The organism is Pseudomonas sp. Soil_N_39, from assembly GCF_057655955.1.
The window spans coordinates 153992-172071 of the sequence record NZ_JBDGLI010000003.1 but is presented as its reverse complement, the minus strand read 5'-3'; the positions used below and the strand labels follow the sequence as shown (position 1 = coordinate 172071).

The window sequence follows — 18080 nt, the reverse complement described above, 5'->3', positions numbered from 1 at the left end:
CATCAATGTTGAATGTGCCGGCGTCTTCGCGAGCAAGCTCGCTCCCACAGGGACTGCGGCAGGGTCGAAGTACATGATCGCTCCAAGCAACCGCCATGCTATCGTGCCCGCCCGACTTTCCACTGGTTTACGCCAGCATGCTGCCGACCACCCGTACCTTGCGTCTGTCGTTGTACACCTTGCTGATCCTCACCGGCGCGGCGGTTGCCGCCACCCTCGCCGTGCGCCACGCCGAACGCGTGGCCTTGGAAGAGGACGCCAGCCGGGCCAGCCAACAGTTGGCGCTGTACGCCAACTCGTTGCACACCCTGATCGAACGCTACCGTGCCCTGCCCGCTGTGCTGGCGCTGGATCCGGAGTTGCGCTCGGCCCTCAAGGGGTCGGTCAGTGCGACGCAGCAGGACGCGTTGAACCGCAAGCTCGAACAGATCAATGGCGCCGCCCAGTCATCCACCCTGGAATTGCTCGACCACACAGGCCTGGCCGTCGCGGCTAGCAACTGGCGCCTGCCCAGCAGCTATGTCGGGCACAACTATGGTTTCCGTCCCTATTTCCTCCAGACCCGCACCCAGGGCACCGGGCGGTTTTATGCGGTGGGCGTGACCAGCGGCATCCCGGGGTATTTCCTCTCCAGCGCCGTGACCGGCGACAACGGCGAGTTCCTTGGCGCGATGGTGGTGAAGCTGGAGTTTCCGGAGCTGGAACGCGAATGGCGCCAGGGCAGCGACACCCTGCTGGTCAGCGATGCCCGGGGCATCATCTTCATCGCCAATCGCCCAGGCTGGCGTTATCGCCACTTGCAGCCGCTGACCGACAGCGACCGTGCCGAACTCAAGGCCACCCGCCAATACGACAAACAACCGTTGCAACCCCTGGCCTATGAACCGCTGCGACGCTTCGATGACAATAGCCATTTGGCCCGGGTCGAGGCCCCCGATGGCTCGGCGGACTACCTGTGGGAATCCTTGCCGTTGAGCGCCGAAGGCTGGACCCTGCACTTGCTGCGTCGCCCACAGATCGCCTTCGAGGACCTGCGCAACGCCGGGCTTGCCGCCGCCGGGTTGTGGCTGACGCTGGTGTTCCTGTTGCTGTTTCTCAACCAACGCTGGCGCCTGGCAAGGTTGCGCCAGCGCAGCCGCGAAGAGCTGGAACGGCTGGTGGAGGAGCGCACCCGGGATCTGCGCACCGCCCAGGACGGCCTGGTGCAATCGGCCAAGCTGGCGGCGTTGGGGCAGATGTCGGCGGCCCTGGCCCATGAAATCAACCAACCCTTGACCGCCCAGCGCATGCAATTGGCAACCCTGCGCTTGCTGCTGGATCACGGTCGGGTCGATGACGCCTACAAGGCCCTCAAGCCGGTGGACGACATGCTGACCCGCATGGCCGCCCTCACCGGCCACTTGAAGACGTTCGCCCGCAAAAGCCCCAGCGGCCTGCGCGAACGCCTGGACCTGGCGGCGGTGGTGGACCAGGCCCTGCAACTGCTGGACACGCGCCTGCGCGACGAACAGGTCAGCACCGTGTTGCACCTGACCCGCCCGGCGTGGGTGCGCGGCGATGCGATCCGCCTCGAACAAGTGTTAATCAACCTGTTGCGCAACGCCCTCGACGCCATGGCCGACCAACCCATCAAGCGCCTGGAAGTACGCCTGGAAGCCGATGAGCAATTGTGGCGCCTGAGCGTCAGCGACAGCGGCACCGGGATCGCCGAGGAACACCTGGCCCAGGTGTTCGATCCGTTTTTCACCACCAAGGCCGTGGGCGATGGCCTGGGCCTGGGGCTGGCGGTTTCGTTTGCAATCATCCATGAGTCCGGCGGGCGCCTGAGCGCGGACAACCACGAGCACGGCGCGGTATTCTGCGTGACCTTGCCCATCGATCAGGAGGCGCAACTGCATGCTTGATTCAGTCATGGTCGTGGATGACGAAGGCAGCATTCGCAGTGCCGTCGAGCAATGGTTGAGCCTGTCGGGGTTCCAGGTGCAACTGTTCAGCCGCGCCGACGAATGCCTGGCCCGGTTGCCGGAGCATTTCCCCGGAGTAATCCTCAGCGACGTGCGCATGCCCGGCCTCAGCGGCCTGGAGCTGCTGGCCGAAGTGCGCCGCCGCGATCCTGACCTGCCGGTGATCCTGTTGACCGGCCACGGCGACGTGCCCATGGCCGTGGAGGCCATGCGCGACGGCGCCTACGACTTCCTGGAAAAACCCTTCAGCCCCGAAGCCCTGCTCGGCAGCCTGCGTCGGGCCCTGGACAAGCGCACCCTGGTCCTGGAAAACCGCCGCCTGCATGAACAGGCCGACGCCCGGGCTCGGCTCGATGGCACGCTGCTGGGGGTGTCCCGTGCCCTGCAAAACCTGCGGCGCCAGGTGCTGGACCTGGCGGCACTGCCGGTCAACGTCTTGATCCGCGGCGAGACCGGCAGCGGCAAGGAACTCGTCGCCCGCTGCCTGCACGACTTCGGCCCGCGGGCGAGCAAACCTTTCGTCGCGTTGAACTGCGCAGCCATTCCCGAACCGCTGTTCGAGGCGGAGCTGTTCGGCCACGAAAGCGGCGCCTTCACCGGTGCCCAAGGCAAGCGCATCGGCAAACTCGAATACGCCGACGGCGGTACGCTGTTTCTCGACGAAATCGAAAGTATGCCCCTGGCCCAGCAGGTCAAGTTGCTGCGGGTGTTGCAGGAGAAGAAACTCGAACGCCTGGGTTCCAACCAGAGCATCCAGGTGGACCTGCGCATCATCGCCGCCACCAAGCCCGACCTGCTGGACGAAGCCCGGGCCGGACGCTTTCGCGAAGACCTGGCCTATCGCTTGAACATCGCCGAGCTCCGCCTGCCGCCGCTGCGCGAACGGCGCGAGGACATTCCCCTGCTGTTCGAACACTTCACCCATCACGCCGCCGAACGCCTGGGCCGCCCCGCTGCGCCCCTGAGCGGTCCGCAGTTGAGCCATCTGCTCAGCCACGACTGGCCGGGGAACGTGCGGGAACTGGCCAACGTCGCCGAGCGCCAGGTGTTGGGGCTGGATCAACTGCCCGTCCTGGAGACGGAGCCGGGCCAGTCCCTCGCGGCCCAGCAGGAAGCCTTCGAAGCCCAGTGCCTGCGCGCCGCCCTGACTCGGCACAAAGGCGATGTGAAAGCCGTGCTAGAAGAACTGCAACTGCCACGCCGCACCTTCAATGAAAAGATGCAGCGACATGGCTTGAATCGGGAGATGTTTTTGTAGGGCCCGCTGAATTTGCTGTGTCTGTACCGGCCTCATCGCGAGCAAGCTCGCTCCCACAGGGTGATGTGTACGCCGGACGAATGTGGGAGCGGGCTTGCTCGCGAAGGCGTCGAGTCAGTCGGTATTGAATGGGCTGACACACCGCTTTCGCGAGCAAGCCCGCTCCCACAGGGTGATGTGTACGCCGGACAAATGTGGGAGCGAGCTTGCTCGCGATAGGGCCGCCACAGACGAAGAATCTCTCCCCGCATAAGCGGATTACCGCCCACACACCCAGCCACAATGAGCGGATTTCCGCTCACGCAACGCCCCGCCCCCCTCTAAACCGGCCCTCCGCCACCTGGCACAGCTCCTGCTATAGCCCTGTCAGGCTGCGTTCCCACGCGCTCCACAAAAACAATTAAACGAAGGATCCTTCAATGGACAACTCCAACGCCCTGCCCATTGGGTCGGCTGCCGTGCCCGCCCGTGAAAGAACCACCGCCAGCCGGATCAAATCGATCTTCAGCGGCTCGGTCGGCAACATGGTCGAGTGGTATGACTGGTACGTCTACGCCGCATTCTCGTTGTACTTCGCCAAAGTCTTCTTCCCCAAGGGCGACACCACCGCCCAATTGCTCAACACTGCAGCGATCTTCGCCGTGGGCTTCCTGATGCGCCCGATCGGCGGCTGGTTGATGGGCCTGTACGCTGACCGCGCCGGTCGCAAACGTGCGTTGATGGCCTCGGTGTACCTGATGTGCTTCGGCTCGCTGATCATCGCCTTGAGCCCGAGCTACGAAACCATCGGCGTCGGCGCGCCGATCCTGCTGGTGTTTGCCCGCCTGCTCCAAGGTCTGTCGGTGGGTGGCGAGTACGGCACCTCGGCGACCTACCTGAGCGAGATGGCGACCAAGGAACGTCGCGGCTTCTTCTCCAGCTTCCAGTACGTGACCCTGATCTCCGGCCAGCTCATCGCCCTGGGCGTGCTGATCGTGCTGCAACAATTCCTCACCACCGAACAGCTGTATGCCTGGGGCTGGCGCATCCCGTTCGCCATCGGCGCGCTGTGTGCGGTCGTGGCGTTGTACCTGCGTCGCGGCATGGAGGAAACCGAGTCGTTCACCAAGAAGGAAAAAGCCAAGGAAAGCGCGATGCGCACCTTGATGCGCCATCCAAAAGAGCTGATGACTGTGGTCGGCCTGACCATGGGCGGCACCCTGGCCTTCTACACCTACACCACCTACATGCAGAAATACCTGGTGAACACCGTCGGCATGAGCATTTCCGACTCCACCACCATTTCCGCCGCCACGCTGTTCCTGTTCATGTGCCTGCAGCCGGTGATCGGTGGGCTGTCGGACAAGATCGGTCGCCGGCCGATCCTGATCGCCTTCGGCATCCTCGGCACCCTGTTCACCGTGCCGATCCTCACCACCTTGCACACCATCCAGACCTGGTGGGGCGCGTTCTTCCTGATCATGGCGGCACTGATCATCGTCAGCGGCTACACCTCGATCAACGCCGTGGTGAAAGCCGAGTTGTTCCCTACCGAAATCCGCGCCCTGGGCGTCGGCCTGCCGTACGCACTGACTGTGTCGATCTTCGGCGGCACCGCTGAATACATCGCCCTGTGGTTCAAGAGCATTGGCATGGAAACTGGCTACTACTGGTACGTGACGGCCTGCATCGCCGTGTCGCTGCTGGTGTATATCACCATGAAAGACACCCGCAAGCATTCGCGGATCCTGACCGACTGACCTCCAAGGTCGTACAAACAAAAGGGGCGAACCTGACAGGTTCGCCCCTTTTTTTCGTTCCATGTCTAAAGATTTATCCGACATTAATCTCTGGTTAATGCCTCCCCTCCATCCTCATCCTCAACAGAACGCCATTCGATATGCCGGTAAGGGATCTCATTGACCGTTCTACGGCAACTGACAATATATCGATTAAATAGATTTGTTTTAGCCATTTTTTGCGCTTTTTAATCAAATTAACGAGCGTAATATGAACTCCACACCCAAGGCGCTAACGCCAAAACATTCTGGAGCACGACCATGAAAACCAAACTGATCATCGCCCTGACCCTGTCCGTATTGGCCGCCAATACTTTTGCTGCCGATGGTTTCGACCGCACCAGCTCGGCCATCGCCGCTGATGGTTACGACCGTACTGGCGCTGCCACCCTCGCTGCCGATGGCTTCGATCGCACTAACGGCGCAATCGCTGAAGATGGTTTCGACCGCACCAACGGCGCTACCGTCGCTGAAGATGGTTTCGACCGCACCAACGGCGCCCTCGCTGCCGACGGTTTCGACCGCACCAACGGCGCCCTCGCTGCCGACGGTTTCGACCGCACCAACGGCGCTCTCGCTGCCGACGGTTTCGACCGCACCAACGGTGCCCTCGCTGAAGATGGCTTCGACCGCACTAACACTGCTGCCATCAGCTAATCCGATCACCACACCCTCACAGCCCGGCTTCGGCCGGGCTTAGTTGTTTTTGGGGTAAGTGAAACCCCCATGGCTATAACAGCGGAGCACGACTTGTCTGGTTTCAGAGATCCAATGTGGGAGCGAGCTTGCTCGCGATAGCGGTGTTTCAGTCGACAACGATGCTGACTGACCCACCGCTATCGCGAGCAAGCTCGCTCCCACAGGGTTCCAAGGGTGCTGACAAAAACAGTGGGGCCCTGCACTATCTTCAAATCCCTTGAAACTCCCTCGCAGGATCCTCTCCAGCCATGCCCGAAGATATCCACTTCTACGAACCCGCCAATGGCCACGGCCTGCCCCACGATCCATTCAACGCCATCGTCGGCCCGCGCCCCATCGGCTGGATTTCGTCCCAGGATGGCGAAGGCCGCTTGAACCTGGCGCCCTACAGCTTCTTCAACGCCTTCAATTACATTCCACCAATCATTGGATTCTCCAGCGTCGGGCGCAAAGACAGCCTGAACAACATCGAACAGACCGGTGAATTCGCCTGGAACCTGGCCACCCGCCCGCTCGCCGAACAGATGAACCAGAGCTGCGCGATGGTCGCGCCCGAGGTCAACGAGTTCGAACTGGCGGGTTTGACGACCGCCCCGTCACGGGTGATCCAGGTGCCGCGTGTGGCCGAAAGCCCGGTGTCCTTCGAATGCAAGGTCACGCAGATCATTCAATTGCAGCGAGCGGACAAAGGGCTGGTGCCGAGCTGGCTGATCCTCGGCGAAGTGGTCGCCGTGCATATCGCCCAGTGGCTGTTGAAGGATGGGGTGTACGACACCGCCGCCGCCGAGCCGATCTTACGCGGGGGTGGGCCGGCGGATTATTTCCAGCTGGGACCTGAGGCGTTGTTCAAGATGCATCGTCCAAAGTAGGAGCAACGCGATCCCCTGTGGCGAGGGGATTTATCCCCGTTGGGCTGCGAAGCGGCCCCCCAAACAGTCACCTCAATCTATCTGAGCTACCGAGTTGGCAGGTTTTAGGGCTGCTTCGCAGCCCAGCGGGGATAAATCCCCTCGCCACAAAAGCAATCCCTTCTATGCTGGTTTACCAGACCAACCTGCCCTCGTCGTCGACCCCCTTTAGACGGGTCAACCGCATGGCAGCCGCAGCGTCGGCCTCGGCAGCAGTCTTGAAGGTCTGCTTTTCAAGCACCTTGTTGAAGCGCGGCGCACCTGAGCCGCCGATGGCCTTGGTGGCAATGGCAGCATGGTAGCCGCCTTCCGTGGGAACAACAGCAGAAACAGCTTCAAAGGTTTCAAAGGCTTTACGTGCCATGTCTTGTGCATCCCGGCGGTGGAAAATGACGGTCATTAAACCTTCAACCGGCCAGTTTGTGTACCTGCGCCCGGCACCCTTCGGTCGCCTGGGCGGCGGAGACTTCCCGGAAGGTGTGGAAATCCAGGCTGCTCACCACCAGGTCCTGCACCAGCTCGGCGAAAATCGCCATGGCCGGTGAATTGAAGTAGGCGTCCATCGACGGCTGGTTAACCCAGAGCCCGGACACCAGCCACAAATCAGCGTCGCATTGCGATTGCTGCAAGGCAAAGTGCAGGCAACCGGGTGCCTGGCGCGAAGGCGCGATCAGCGTGCTCAGGCGTGCCCCCAGTTGCTTGGAGCACCCGCCGCGGGCCCGGACGAAAGCCATGTGGCTGACGGGGATCTGTGTAGTCATGTTCAACCCTCCCAGGTAATCCGTTGTGCAGCCGGGGACAGGCTGCGACAGGATCAAAGGTTAAGCGCCACGCCGCCAGCTTCGTTAGTCGATTCCTGCCGACCCATTGCACAATCCTGCGCACCCGCCGCACAGAATCCGCCATCGATCCCGTTGCAACTCGAGAAGTTGAAACAAAAGGTTTCAAGCAAGTTTCGCCAGCGTTGCACCGTCATGGCCCATTACGCCGTGCAGGATCAGGCAAGCTTTCAACAGGATGTTGCTACCGCTGCGCCTTGCACAAACATAAGCTTTGCTCATCGCTCCCTATCGCCTGAGGATCCCGGCATGTCGCCACTCGATCACGCCCACGTCCCGCTGGACACGTACCTGGAACAACAGCGCGCCGAACTCGCGTCGATCATCGACCGCAACACCAGCGAAGACGGCAGCTACGCCACGGCCATCGGCTCGCTGCACCTGTCGCGGCACAGCCAGCCGCACAGATTCGCCCCGGTGCTGGCGCAACCGGCGCTGTGCATCATGGCCCAGGGCAGCAAGCAGGTGTGCCTGGCGGACGAGTCGTTCCAATACGACCCGCTCCATTACCTGGTGGTCTCGGTCTCGATGCCGCTCAGTGGCTGCATCACCGACGTTTCGGCCGGCCAGCCGGTCCTGGCCCTGCGCCTGGACATCGACCCGACGGAAATCACCGCGTTGATCGCCGATGCTGGCCCCTTGGGCGTGCCGACCCGCCCCGCCGGGCGCGGTCTGTATATCGAGCGCCTGGACACGCCGATGCTCGACGCGGTACTGCGCCTGGCACGGCTGCTGGACACGCCGAAAGACATCGCCATGCTCGCGCCTCTGGTGCGACGGGAAATCCTCTATCGCCTGTTGCGCAGCCCGCAGGGCTATCGGCTGTATGAAATCGCCATCGCCAACAGTCAGAGCCATCGCATCAGCCAGGCGATCAAATGGCTCAACGGCCATTTCGAACAGCCGCTGCGCATCGATGACCTGGCCCGGGAAGTGAACCTCAGCGTCTCGACCCTGCATCACCGCTTCAAGGCCATGACCGCCATGAGCCCGTTGCAATACCAGAAGCAACTGCGCCTGCAGGAAGCCCGCCGGCTGATGTTGGCCGAGGGGCTGGAAGCCTCGGCGGCGGGGTATCGGGTGGGTTATGAAAGCCCTTCGCAGTTCAGCCGCGAGTACAGCCGGTTGTTCGGTGCGCCGCCGTTGCGGGATCTGGCGCGGTTGCGGATGACCGTTTGAGCTGGGTTTTGTGTTGGCTGGGCCGGCCTCATCGCGAGCAAGCTCGCTCCCACATTGGGTCTGTTGTGAACAAAGAATCTGTGTTCACTGAAGATCCCCTGTGGGAGCGAGCTTGCTCGCGATGGGGCCAATAAAAACACCTCAACACTTCGCTGTCCAAACACCCTGGTCAATCTCAATCAATGTCGGCCCCTGCCGCTCACGGGCCGCCAGCAACGCAGCTCGCAGTGACGGCACATCCTCGATGGCTTGGGCAAAGCAGCCCAAGGCCTTGGCGACACCGATGAAATCCGGGGTGTAGATGTCCACGCCCACCGGTTCGATGGCGCGGTTGAGCATGTATTTCTTGATCTCTTCGTAGCCCTGGTTATTCCACAGCAGCACGATCACTGGCGTGCGCGCTTCCACGGCGCTGGCCAGTTCCGGCAAGGTGAACTGCAACCCGCCGTCGCCGATTAGGCACACCACCGCGGGGCGGCCGTGACCCAGGTCCTTGCCGCCGAGCCAGGCGCCGATGGCCGCCGGCAACGCGTAGCCGAGGGTGCCGTAGCCGGTGGAGGCATTGAACCAGCGGCGCGGCTGATCCGGGTTGAAGGTCAGGTTGCCGGTGTACACCGGTTGCGTGGAATCACCAACAAACACCGCCTCCGGTAACGCCTGCAATACCGTGTCGAGAAACAAGGTCTGGGCCCGGGTCGCGGCGTCCCAACTGCCTTGAAGCTCCGCGCGCAACCGAGCGGCACGCGCCGGCCCCCAATCGGCGTGACGCTCGGCCAAGGGGTGCCGGTCCAATCCATCGAGCAAAGCCCGGGCGGCGACACGGGCGTCGGCCACCAGGGCCAAGTGCGGCGGGTAATTGCGCACGGTCTGGTCCGGGTCGATGTCGATACGCAGCAGCGCACCGGGAATCTCGAAGCCGCCGGCGAAGGTAATGTCGTAATCGGTCTCGGCCAGTTCAGTGCCGATGGCCAGCACCACATCCGCCTCGGCCACCAACGCACGGGTGGCCACCAGGCTCTGGGTAGAGCCGATCAGCAACGGATGGCGCGCAGGCAGCAGGCCTTTGGCATTGATGGTCAACGCCACGGGCGCGCCGAGCCGTTCGGCCAGTTCGGTCAATTCAGCCGCTGCGTCGATGGCTCCGCCACCGGCCAGGAACAAAGGCCGTTTGGCCGATGCCAGCTTTGCAGCCATTTGCGCTACGGCACTCGGTGCGGCACCGGCGCGGTTGATGTTCACCGGCACGCTAGCGAGTAAGGCATCGGCGTCTTCAACCAAAACATCCAACGGAATTTCAATGTGCACCGGCCGCGGGCGCCCGGCCTGGAACACCGCGAACGCTCGGGCCAGCACGCCGGGCAACTCGGCGGCGGACATCAGCGTGTGGGAAAACGCCGCGACACCGCCCACCAATGCAGACTGGTTCGGCAGTTCATGCAGCTTGCCGCGTCCACCGCCCAACTGGCTGCGCGACTGTACGCTGGAGATCACCAGCATCGGGATCGAATCGGCGTAGGCCTGGCCCATGGCGGTGGCGATGTTGGTCATGCCGGGGCCGGTGATGATGAAACACACGCCGGGCTTGCCGCTGACCCGGGCGTAACCGTCGGCCATGAAGCCTGCGCCCTGCTCATGACGCGGCGTCACATGGCGGATGCTGGAACGGGCCAGTCCACGGTACAGCTCGACGGTATGCACGCCGGGAATGCCGAACACCTGCTCCACACCATAACCTTCGAGTAACTTGACCAATACTTCGCCGCACGTCGCCATTGCCATCGCCTTTTTTCTTGTCTTGGACAGAGCCCTGCGGGGCCCTTTTTGTCCTTGGAATGGCGTTATTGGAACGGGCGAGGCGTGGCGACAACAATGGATAAAAAGTCATACTAGCCATGTCCTCACGTCATGGCTTGATCGAAATGAAACGACTCCCCCCGTTGCCAGCGCTGCACACGTTTCTGATCACGGCCCAATGCTGCAACTTCACCCGGGCCGCCGAACAACTGCACATCACCCAGGGTGCGGTGAGCCGGCAGATCGCCGGGCTGGAAGATCATTTGGGTTATGCCTTGTTCCAGCGCCAGGCCCGCGGCTTGAGCCTGACCGCCGAGGGCCAGGCGTGGCTGCCACGGGTGCAGCAAGTGTTCAGCCTGATCGGCGAAGCGGTCGAGCAGATCGGCGAGAAGCGCCAGACCCTACAGCTCAAGGCCCCGACCTGTGTGATGCGCTGGTTGCTGCCGCGCCTTTTGCAATGGCAAAAGGAACGGCCGGACGTGCCGGTGGAACTGACCACCACCGTCAGGCACGGGGTGGATTTCCAGCGCGAAGCGTTCGACGCCGCGGTGGTCTATGGCCCACCACCGGACTCCGCGCTGGCATGCCTGCACCTGTTCGATGAACAACTGACGCCCGTCTGCTCCCGCCCGGTCCTGGAAGGTGCGGTGCCGCTGCATGAACCCGCCGACTTGCAACACCACCTGTTGTTGCACCCGGCCCTTGACGAGCGCGACTGGAACGCCTGGCTGGCGGCGGCCGATGTGCACTTGAACCAGGTCAACAAGGGCCAGCACTTCGAAACCCTGGACCTGGCGATGTCCATGGCCTCCCAGGGCACCGGCGTGGCGATTGGCGACTGGGCGCTGATCGGCGACGACCTGAGCGCCGGCCGGCTGGTGATGCCGTTCGAGTTGAAGGTCAAGACCGGGCTGGGCTATCACCTGGTGCACCCACGTAAACCCGAGGCGTCGGGGCCGTTGCAGGAGTTGATGGGGTGGTTGGTGGAGCAGGCACGGGCGCGGTAGCAACGTCACAGCAAGCCCCTGTGGGAGCAAGGCTTGCCCGCGATGAAGGCGACGCGGTCTCTCAGAGATCGAGGTGGCTGTTTCGCGAGCAAGCTTTGCTCCCACAAATCCGCTCGCCACATAAGCCGGGCAGGCCTCAAGCCATCAGGATTATCAGAGCAGATTCGGCGCCTGCGCCGGCTCGATCTGTGCCCAATGCGAGGTGTCTTCACGGTGCTGCTGCAGGTACGGCAACACCGCCCCCAGCAACGGCGCCTTGAACGCATCCTGGAAACGATGGGCCAGGCCCGGGATCAGTTTCAACTGGCTGCCTTGGATGTGCGCCGCCAAGTGCACACCATGCATCACCGGCAGCAACGGGTCGGCGGTGCCGTGGACGACCAGGGTCGGCACCCGCAGTTGATTGAGCAGTGCCACTCGGCTGGGCTCGGCCATGATCGCCATGATCTGGCGCTTCACGCCTTCGGGGTTGAAGGCTCGGTCATAGGCCACGGCGGCCTGATGCAGCAAGGCCTGGCGATCGTCCACCACCATCGGGCTGCCCAACGCGGCCAACAGATCGGCCTGCTGCTGCAGTGCCGCTTCGCGATCCGGCGCGCTGCGCCGCGACAGCAACTGCACCAGGGCGGCGCTGGGTGCGGGCAAGCCTTCGGCACCGGAACTGGTCATGATCAGGGTCAGGCTTTCGACCCGCTGCGGCGCCATGGCGGCCATGTGCTGGGCGATCATCCCGCCCATGCTCACACCCAACACGTGGAAGCTTTGCACCTGCAACGCGTCCATCAGCCCCAGCCCGTCGTCGGCCATGTCCGTCAGGGTATACGGCGCGGCCACGGGCAAACCGAGCTTGTAGCGCAGGGCTTCAAAGGTCAGGTTGGCGCTGCCGGGCGCCTGGCGCCACGTGGACAGGCCGACGTCGCGGTTGTCGTAGCGAATCACCCGGAAACCCTGCTCGCACAGGGCGACCACCACTTCGTCCGGCCAATGGATCAATTGCCCACCCAGGCCCATCACCAAGAGCAATGCCGGATCCGAGGCACGACCAACGCTCTGGTAGGCCAGGCTGACCTGATCCAGATCGACATGGTGGGTTGCAACATTGACATCACAACGAGACGCCGCCATCGACGGCAGGCCGAAACACAACGCGGCCAGGAAAATAAGTACACGCATGAAGAAACACCGAAACGCAGAACCCCAGTAGAGCGCGAGTCTGATGAAGTTTGTTCAAGCGCGCTGCCACAGTTGCGTGACAGTTTGATGAAGATTGCCGAGCGGTTGCCTGCGCGAAGGATGTACCTGTGGGAAAGGATGTACCTGTGGGAAAGGATGTACCTGTGGGAAAGGATGTACCTGTGGGAAAGGATGTACCTGTGGGAGCAAAGCTTGCTCGCGATACAAGCACCTCGATTCCAGAGAAATCGCGTTGGCTTCATCGCGAGCAAGCTTTGCTCCCACAGGTACCCGCTCAAGGCGCCGGTTTCAGGCCAACTGGCTACGCAACTGCCGCGCCGCCGCCACCATGTTCACCAGTGCCGCTTCCGTCTCCGGCCAGGCCCGGGTTTTCAGCCCGCAGTCGGGGTTGATCCACAGCCGCTCGGCGGCGATCCGCTTTACCGCCTTGCTCATCAGCGCCACCATCTCGGCCGTGTCCGGCACCCGTGGCGAGTGGATGTCGTAGACGCCCGGGCCGATGTCGTTCGGGTAGTCGAAGGCCTCGAATGCTTCCAGCAACTCCATGTCCGAACGGGAGGTCTCGATGGTGATGACGTCGGCGTCCATGTCGGCGATAGCCTTGATCACGTCATTGAACTCGCTGTAGCACATGTGGGTATGGATCTGGGTTTCGTCGCCCACCCCCGACGCACACAAACGGAACGCGTCAACCGCCCAGTCCAGGTACTCCTGCCATTGTCCGCGACGCAACGGCAACCCTTCACGGAACGCCGCCTCGTCGATCTGCACAATCTTGATCCCGGCTTTTTCCAGGTCCAGCACTTCGTCCCGCAGGGCCAGGGCCAATTGTCGGGCCTGGACCTGGCGCGACACATCTTCGCGGGGGAACGACCACATCAGCATGGTCACGGGACCGGTGAGCATGCCTTTCATGACCCTGTCGGTCAGGCTTTGCGCGTAGCGGATCCAGTCGACAGTCATGGCTTTCGGGCGGCTGATGTCGCCGTAGATGATCGCCGGTTTCACGCAACGCGAGCCATAACTCTGCACCCAGCCGAAACGGGTGAAGGCGTAGCCGTCCAGCTGCTCGGCGAAATATTCCACCATGTCGTTGCGCTCGGCTTCACCGTGCACCAACACGTCCAGTCCCAGGCGTTCCTGGATCTGCACGGCATGGCGGATCTCGGTGTGCATGGCGTCCTGATAGTCGTTGGCCGACAACTTGCCCTGCTTGTAGGCCTGACGGGCCAGGCGAATGGCCGGGGTCTGCGGGAAGGAGCCGATGGTGGTGGTAGGAAACGTCGGCAGCGCCAGGCGTGCGCGCTGGCGTTCGATGCGCTGGGCAAACGGTGAATGCCGCTGGCTATCCTGTGGCCCGATCGCCGCCAGGCGCGCCTGGACCTCGGCTTTGTGAATGCGCGTCGAGCCGGCGCGACGGGCCTGCACCGCGCGGCTGTCGCTCAAGGCCTGCTGCACGGCGGGGGCCTGTGGATCGTTCAGTGCATCGCGCAGCACCGCGACTTCACCACACTTCTGCACGGCAAAGGCGAGCCAGCTCTTGAGCTCGGGATCGAGCCGGTCTTCACGTTCCAGGTCCACCGGGCTGTGCAGCAGCGAACACGAGGTGCTGACCCAAAGGTTGTCGCCAAAGCGCTCCTGGGCCGGTTGCAATTGCGCCAGCGCCTGTTCCAGTTCGCAGCGCCAGACGTTGCGCCCGTTGACCAGGCCCACCGAAAGAATCTTGTAGGTCGGCAGGCGGTCCAGCACCTGGCCCAGTTGTTCCGGGTCACGTACCGCGTCGATGTGCAAACCGTCCACCGGCAGGCTCACCGCCAGGCCGAGGTTGTCTTGCAGGCCACTGAAATAGGTGGCCACGAGTTTTTTCAACGGCGAGTACTGAAGAATGTGGTAGGCCCGCTCGAAGGCGCTCCTCCAGGCCAAGGGCAGGTCGAGGGTGAGGATCGGTTCGTCGATCTGCACCCATTCCACGCCCTGGGCTTTGAGGCGGTTGAGGATTTCACCGTAGACCGGCAGCAGGCGCTCCAGCAGGTCGAGCTTGTCGAACGCCTCGCCCTTGGCCTTGCCCAGCCACAAGTAGGTCAACGGGCCGATGATCACCGGTTTGACCTGATGACCCAAGGCATGGGCCTCGTCCACTTCGTCGAACAACTGTTCCCAGCTCAGGGCGAAGGCCTGGTCGGCGGAAAACTCCGGGACCAGGTAGTGGTAATTGGTGTCGAACCACTTGGTCAACTCCTGGGCATATTGTGCCTGGCCGTGGTCGGCACCGCAGCAACTGGCCGTGGCGCCACGGGCCATGGCGAACAGGGTGTCGAGGGTCGGTCGGCCCTGGGTATTCAGAGTGCTGCGGAAACGCGATGGAACGGCGCCCAGGGTCAAGCTATGGCTGAGCACCTGGTCGTACCAGGCAAAGTCGCCGACGGGCAGCAGGTCGATGCCGGCGTCTTTTTGCAGTTGCCAGTGCCGGGCCCGCAGTTCACGCCCCACGGCTTGCAATGCGGCCGGGGCCAGGTCGCCCTTCCAGTAGGCTTCGAGGGCTTTTTTCAGTTCGCGGTCGGCGCCGATGCGGGGAAAACCGAGGGTGTGGGCCAGGGCCATGGTGTGCGTCCTCCTATAAAAGATGGCGCCATTGTCGACAGCTCGACCCACATGAGACAAACTCAACCTTTTCGTGTTGATCACAAGTTTTACTCATGGAGCAACTCCGGTGCTTGAACTCCGTCACCTCAAGACCCTGCACGCCCTGCGTGAAGCCGACAGCCTGGTCGAAGCCGCCGAACGCCTGCACCTGACTCAATCCGCCCTCTCCCACCAGTTCAAGGAACTGGAAGAGCGCCTGGGCATGCAGTTGTTCGTGCGCAAGACCAAGCCGGTACGCTTCACCAGCGCCGGCCTGCGCCTGTTGCAACTGGCCGATGCCGCCCTGCCGTTACTGCGCAGTGCTGAACGGGACATCGCCCGCTTGGCGGGCGGCACCGCCGGACGGCTGCACATGGCCATCGAGTGCCACAGTTGCTTCCAGTGGTTGATGCCGACCATCGACCAGTTCCGCGATGCCTGGCCGGAAGTCGAACTGGACCTGGCCTCGGGCTTCGCCTTCGCCCCCCTGCCGGCCTTGGCCCGGGGCGACCTCGACCTGGTGGTGACCTCCGACCCGTTGGAATTGGCCGGCATCACCTACGTGCCGCTGTTCACCTACGAAGCGATGCTCGCCGTCGCCAACCAGCATCGGTTGGCGGGCAAGGCGTACATCGTCCCCGAAGACCTGATCAGCGAAACCCTGATCACCTACCCGGTGGAGCGCGATCGGCTGGACATCTTCACGCGCTTCCTGGAACCGGCCGACATCGAACCGGCCCAGGTGCGCACGTCTGAGCTGACAGTGATGATGATGCAACTGGTGGCCAGCGGCCGTGGCGTCTGCGGCATGCCGCACTGGGCGCTGCACGAATACAGCTCGCGGGGCTACGTGAAGGCCAAGCGGCTGGGGGAGAAAGGTTTGTTCGCCACGCTGTACGCGGCGGTGCGCACCGACATGCTCGACGCACCGTACATGCGCGACTTTTTGCTGACGGCCAAGGACACGTCGTTTTCTACCCTCGATGGGGTGAGTGCCGTGCGCTGATAGCTTCTGTGGGAGCAAGGCTTGCCCGCGATGGCGATTGCGAAAACGCCATCGCGGGCAAGCCTTGCTCCCACAAAGAACCACACACAGGGGATGGTGGTGGGATTAGAGTTCTAGCCACATATGGATCTTGTCGAGGTATTCGTCGTCCATGCGGATCGCCATCGGTTCGAGGCCGTAGAGGACGAAGCCGCAGCGCTGGTAGAGCTTGAGCGCCGGATCGTTGCCGGCGGTGACGGTCAGTTGCACCAAGCGCAGGAAGGTGTGGCGCCGGGCTTCGTCGAGGGCGGCCTGTACCAGTTGGTGGCCGAGGCCCCGATGACGATGTGCGTCGGCGACGTACATGCCGAACAGTAGCGCCTTGTGCCGGGCTTTTTCCCGGGGTTCCAGGGCCAGGCCGACGATGCCGACCAGTTCTTGCTCGACAAACGCCCCCAGCAGCACATCGAGTCGGCTGCCCAAACGTGCCTCCCACCAGTTGATGGGCAATTTCTCCCGCTCGCTGACGCTGGAGGTGAAGGCCTGGGGATGCAAGGCGTACGCCTGGAGCATCAGCTCGCGATACACCTGGGCATCGCTGGCCCGCAGGCGTCGAATGTTCACGCCGAACGCCGTTGCTCAAGCATCAGGCGCAGCGCCAGGGCACCGAGGACAAACCCCATGAAGTAGCGCTGCACCGCCAGCCAGCTCGGGTTGTGGACAAACCACGAGGCAATGCCGGCGGCGAACAGGGCGATCAGCAGGTTGACGCTGAAACTGACGCTGATCTGGGTCAGCCCGAGGATGATGCTCTGGGTGAACAGCGAACCGTGCTCCGGGCTGATGAATTGCGGGAACACCGACAGATAGAACACCGCGATCTTGGGATTCAGCGCACTGGTGAGAAAGCCCATGGTGATCAGCTTGCGTGTCGAATCCGCCGGCAACTGCTGGGCCTCGAAGGGCGAACGCGCGCCCGGTTTCACGGCCTGCCAGGCTAGCCACAACAGGTACAGCGCGCCGGCCCACTTCAACACCTCATAGGCCATGGGCACCGCCAGGAACACCGCCGTCAGCCCCGCAGCGGCGGCAAACATGTGCACGAAGAACCCCGCCACCACGCCCAACAGCGACGTGACGCCGGCCTTGCGGCCCTGGCAGATCGAACGGGAGATCAGGTAGATCATGTTCGGGCCGGGCGTCAGGACCATCAACAACGCGGCGGCGGCGAAAATCAACAGGTCCGGCAATGGAATCATGGGCGTCAGTCCTTGAGGCGTGAATCAGCAGGTAGCGAGCAGTGTCGCTCGATAAAACGGCAGGATGACCTCGCCTGTCAACGGTGCCAGTACCAGATCGCTGTCGCCGGCCGGGTCGATCCAACGCACCTCTTCGATTTCGGCCGCCGGCGAAACCGGGGCGTCGATGCTCAGCAAGAACACCTCGGCCTGCACGGTAAACCCCGGTTCGTTGGCCGCCGGCGCGCTGAACACGCCCAGGTGGCGGGCCTGGGTCGGGTCGATCCGCAACCCAAGCTCTTCTTCCAGCTCGCGGGCCAGCGCCTGCACCGGTTGTTCATGGGCCTCGATCTTGCCGCCCGGTTGCATGAAGGCTCGGGTGCCGCGCTTGCGCACCAGCAGGGTTTGCCCGTCCGGCCCGAGCAACAGGGCGGCGGCGATGCGGATGAGGGAAGTGGTCATGAGGGATAAAAGCCTTGGCCGGGGAAATGGCGGGGAGATTACAGACCGCAGCGGCGACAGCAAAGCCTGGCGCGACCTCAAAACCAACACAGCCCCCTGTGGGAGCGAGCAAGCTCGCTCCCACAGGGAATTTGCGTTGTTTGTCAGAGCCCG

General features: G+C 63.0%; 16 protein-coding genes. 8 read left to right on the top strand and 8 right to left on the bottom strand.

Annotated elements, in window-relative coordinates; genetic code table 11:
* Positions 1–137: 137 nt before the first annotated feature.
* The 5 genes from AC3A5O_RS05525 to AC3A5O_RS05505 all read left to right on the top strand — a co-directional run bounded on the left by AC3A5O_RS05525 (position 138) and on the right by AC3A5O_RS05505 (position 6568).
* Positions 138–1904, top strand: a complete 1767-nt coding sequence (locus AC3A5O_RS05525) for a sensor histidine kinase (RefSeq protein WP_305468272.1) — start codon at positions 138–140, stop codon at positions 1902–1904.
* The gene (locus AC3A5O_RS05520) at positions 1897–3222 is read left to right on the top strand and encodes a sigma-54-dependent transcriptional regulator (protein WP_305482246.1); all 1326 of its coding nucleotides are present in this window, start codon (positions 1897–1899) and stop codon (positions 3220–3222) included. The genes AC3A5O_RS05525 and AC3A5O_RS05520 overlap by 8 nt, the downstream gene beginning before the upstream one ends.
* A 419-nt stretch (positions 3223–3641) precedes the next feature.
* Positions 3642–4961, top strand: a complete 1320-nt coding sequence (locus AC3A5O_RS05515) for an MFS transporter (protein ID WP_122567109.1) — start codon at positions 3642–3644, stop codon at positions 4959–4961.
* Between the two features lie 300 nt (positions 4962–5261).
* Positions 5262–5657: a heme utilization protein gene (locus tag AC3A5O_RS05510; protein ID WP_487752924.1), complete on the top strand. Its 396-nt coding sequence runs from the start codon at positions 5262–5264 to the stop codon at positions 5655–5657.
* Between the two features lie 290 nt (positions 5658–5947).
* Positions 5948–6568 carry a flavin reductase family protein gene (locus AC3A5O_RS05505; RefSeq protein ID WP_122567111.1) on the top strand — a complete coding sequence of 207 codons (621 nt, stop codon included), beginning with the start codon at positions 5948–5950 and terminating at the stop codon, positions 6566–6568.
* Positions 6569–6740: 172 nt separating this feature from the next.
* On the opposite strand, the gene AC3A5O_RS05500 is transcribed toward AC3A5O_RS05505, so the two are convergent.
* Both AC3A5O_RS05500 and AC3A5O_RS05495 read right to left on the bottom strand, forming a co-directional pair.
* A complete protein-coding gene (locus tag AC3A5O_RS05500; RefSeq protein WP_305471269.1) occupies positions 6741–6971 on the bottom strand; it encodes a hypothetical protein in 231 nt (76 codons plus the stop codon).
* A gap of 43 nt (positions 6972–7014) precedes the next feature.
* On the bottom strand, positions 7015–7368 hold the full coding sequence (locus tag AC3A5O_RS05495; RefSeq protein WP_122567112.1) for a putative quinol monooxygenase: 354 nt from the start codon (positions 7366–7368) through the stop codon (positions 7015–7017).
* A gap of 327 nt (positions 7369–7695) precedes the next feature.
* Between AC3A5O_RS05495 and AC3A5O_RS05490 the strand changes: the two genes are divergently transcribed.
* Entirely contained in the window at positions 7696–8625 is a 930-nt protein-coding gene (locus tag AC3A5O_RS05490; protein WP_305468277.1) for an AraC family transcriptional regulator, read from the top strand.
* A 141-nt stretch (positions 8626–8766) separates the two neighbouring features.
* Here AC3A5O_RS05490 and AC3A5O_RS05485 read toward each other — a convergent pair whose 3' ends face one another.
* Positions 8767–10398 (bottom strand): 5-guanidino-2-oxopentanoate decarboxylase, encoded by a 1632-nt coding sequence (locus AC3A5O_RS05485; protein WP_487752923.1) that lies wholly within the window; start codon positions 10396–10398, stop codon positions 8767–8769.
* Between the two features lie 146 nt (positions 10399–10544).
* Here AC3A5O_RS05485 and AC3A5O_RS05480 point away from each other — a divergent pair, with 146 nt between their 5' ends.
* The gene (locus AC3A5O_RS05480) at positions 10545–11426 is read left to right on the top strand and encodes a LysR substrate-binding domain-containing protein (protein WP_305468280.1); all 882 of its coding nucleotides are present in this window, start codon (positions 10545–10547) and stop codon (positions 11424–11426) included.
* Positions 11427–11579: 153 nt separating this feature from the next.
* Here the strand turns inward: AC3A5O_RS05480 and AC3A5O_RS05475 are convergent, their stop codons facing one another.
* Positions 11580–12599 (bottom strand): alpha/beta fold hydrolase, encoded by a 1020-nt coding sequence (locus tag AC3A5O_RS05475; protein WP_122567115.1) that lies wholly within the window; start codon positions 12597–12599, stop codon positions 11580–11582.
* A gap of 309 nt (positions 12600–12908) precedes the next feature.
* The gene (gene metE / locus AC3A5O_RS05470) at positions 12909–15221 is read right to left on the bottom strand and encodes a 5-methyltetrahydropteroyltriglutamate--homocysteine S-methyltransferase (RefSeq protein WP_305491022.1); all 2313 of its coding nucleotides are present in this window, start codon (positions 15219–15221) and stop codon (positions 12909–12911) included.
* A 109-nt stretch (positions 15222–15330) separates the two neighbouring features.
* On the opposite strand from metE, the gene metR reads away from it, so the two are divergent.
* Positions 15331–16248, top strand: a complete 918-nt coding sequence (gene metR, locus AC3A5O_RS05465; RefSeq protein ID WP_122567117.1) for a transcriptional regulator MetR — start codon at positions 15331–15333, stop codon at positions 16246–16248.
* 105 nt (positions 16249–16353) lie between these two features.
* Here the strand turns inward: metR and AC3A5O_RS05460 are convergent, their stop codons facing one another.
* The 3 genes from AC3A5O_RS05460 to AC3A5O_RS05450 are packed head-to-tail and all read right to left on the bottom strand — an operon-like array spanning position 16354 to position 17927.
* Entirely contained in the window at positions 16354–16851 is a 498-nt protein-coding gene (locus AC3A5O_RS05460; RefSeq protein ID WP_122567118.1) for a GNAT family N-acetyltransferase, read from the bottom strand.
* Positions 16848–17486 carry a LysE family translocator gene (locus tag AC3A5O_RS05455; protein ID WP_053124734.1) on the bottom strand — a complete coding sequence of 213 codons (639 nt, stop codon included), beginning with the start codon at positions 17484–17486 and terminating at the stop codon, positions 16848–16850. The genes AC3A5O_RS05460 and AC3A5O_RS05455 overlap by 4 nt, the downstream gene beginning before the upstream one ends.
* 24 nt (positions 17487–17510) lie before the next feature.
* On the bottom strand, positions 17511–17927 hold the full coding sequence (locus AC3A5O_RS05450) for an NUDIX hydrolase (RefSeq protein WP_122567119.1): 417 nt from the start codon (positions 17925–17927) through the stop codon (positions 17511–17513).
* Between the last annotated feature and the right edge of the window lie 153 nt (positions 17928–18080).

What these genes read in the sequence shown, in the direction of transcription:
- AC3A5O_RS05510 (WP_487752924.1), top strand. Translation starts at nt 5,262, where the DNA reads ATGAAAACCAAACTGATCATCGCCCTGACCCTGTCCGTATTGGCCGCC.
- AC3A5O_RS05500 (WP_305471269.1), bottom strand. Translation starts at nt 6,971, where the DNA reads ATGGCACGTAAAGCCTTTGAAACCTTTGAAGCTGTTTCTGCTGTTGTT.
- AC3A5O_RS05480 (WP_305468280.1), top strand. Translation starts at nt 10,545, where the DNA reads ATGAAACGACTCCCCCCGTTGCCAGCGCTGCACACGTTTCTGATCACG.
- AC3A5O_RS05495 (WP_122567112.1), bottom strand. Translation starts at nt 7,368, where the DNA reads ATGACTACACAGATCCCCGTCAGCCACATGGCTTTCGTCCGGGCCCGC.
- AC3A5O_RS05520 (WP_305482246.1), top strand. Translation starts at nt 1,897, where the DNA reads ATGCTTGATTCAGTCATGGTCGTGGATGACGAAGGCAGCATTCGCAGT.
- metE (WP_305491022.1), bottom strand. Translation starts at nt 15,221, where the DNA reads ATGGCCCTGGCCCACACCCTCGGTTTTCCCCGCATCGGCGCCGACCGC.
- AC3A5O_RS05525 (WP_305468272.1), top strand. Translation starts at nt 138, where the DNA reads ATGCTGCCGACCACCCGTACCTTGCGTCTGTCGTTGTACACCTTGCTG.
- AC3A5O_RS05450 (WP_122567119.1), bottom strand. Translation starts at nt 17,927, where the DNA reads ATGACCACTTCCCTCATCCGCATCGCCGCCGCCCTGTTGCTCGGGCCG.
- AC3A5O_RS05455 (WP_053124734.1), bottom strand. Translation starts at nt 17,486, where the DNA reads ATGATTCCATTGCCGGACCTGTTGATTTTCGCCGCCGCCGCGTTGTTG.
- AC3A5O_RS05515 (WP_122567109.1), top strand. Translation starts at nt 3,642, where the DNA reads ATGGACAACTCCAACGCCCTGCCCATTGGGTCGGCTGCCGTGCCCGCC.
- AC3A5O_RS05505 (WP_122567111.1), top strand. Translation starts at nt 5,948, where the DNA reads ATGCCCGAAGATATCCACTTCTACGAACCCGCCAATGGCCACGGCCTG.
- AC3A5O_RS05490 (WP_305468277.1), top strand. Translation starts at nt 7,696, where the DNA reads ATGTCGCCACTCGATCACGCCCACGTCCCGCTGGACACGTACCTGGAA.
- AC3A5O_RS05485 (WP_487752923.1), bottom strand. Translation starts at nt 10,398, where the DNA reads ATGGCGACGTGCGGCGAAGTATTGGTCAAGTTACTCGAAGGTTATGGT.
- AC3A5O_RS05475 (WP_122567115.1), bottom strand. Translation starts at nt 12,599, where the DNA reads ATGCGTGTACTTATTTTCCTGGCCGCGTTGTGTTTCGGCCTGCCGTCG.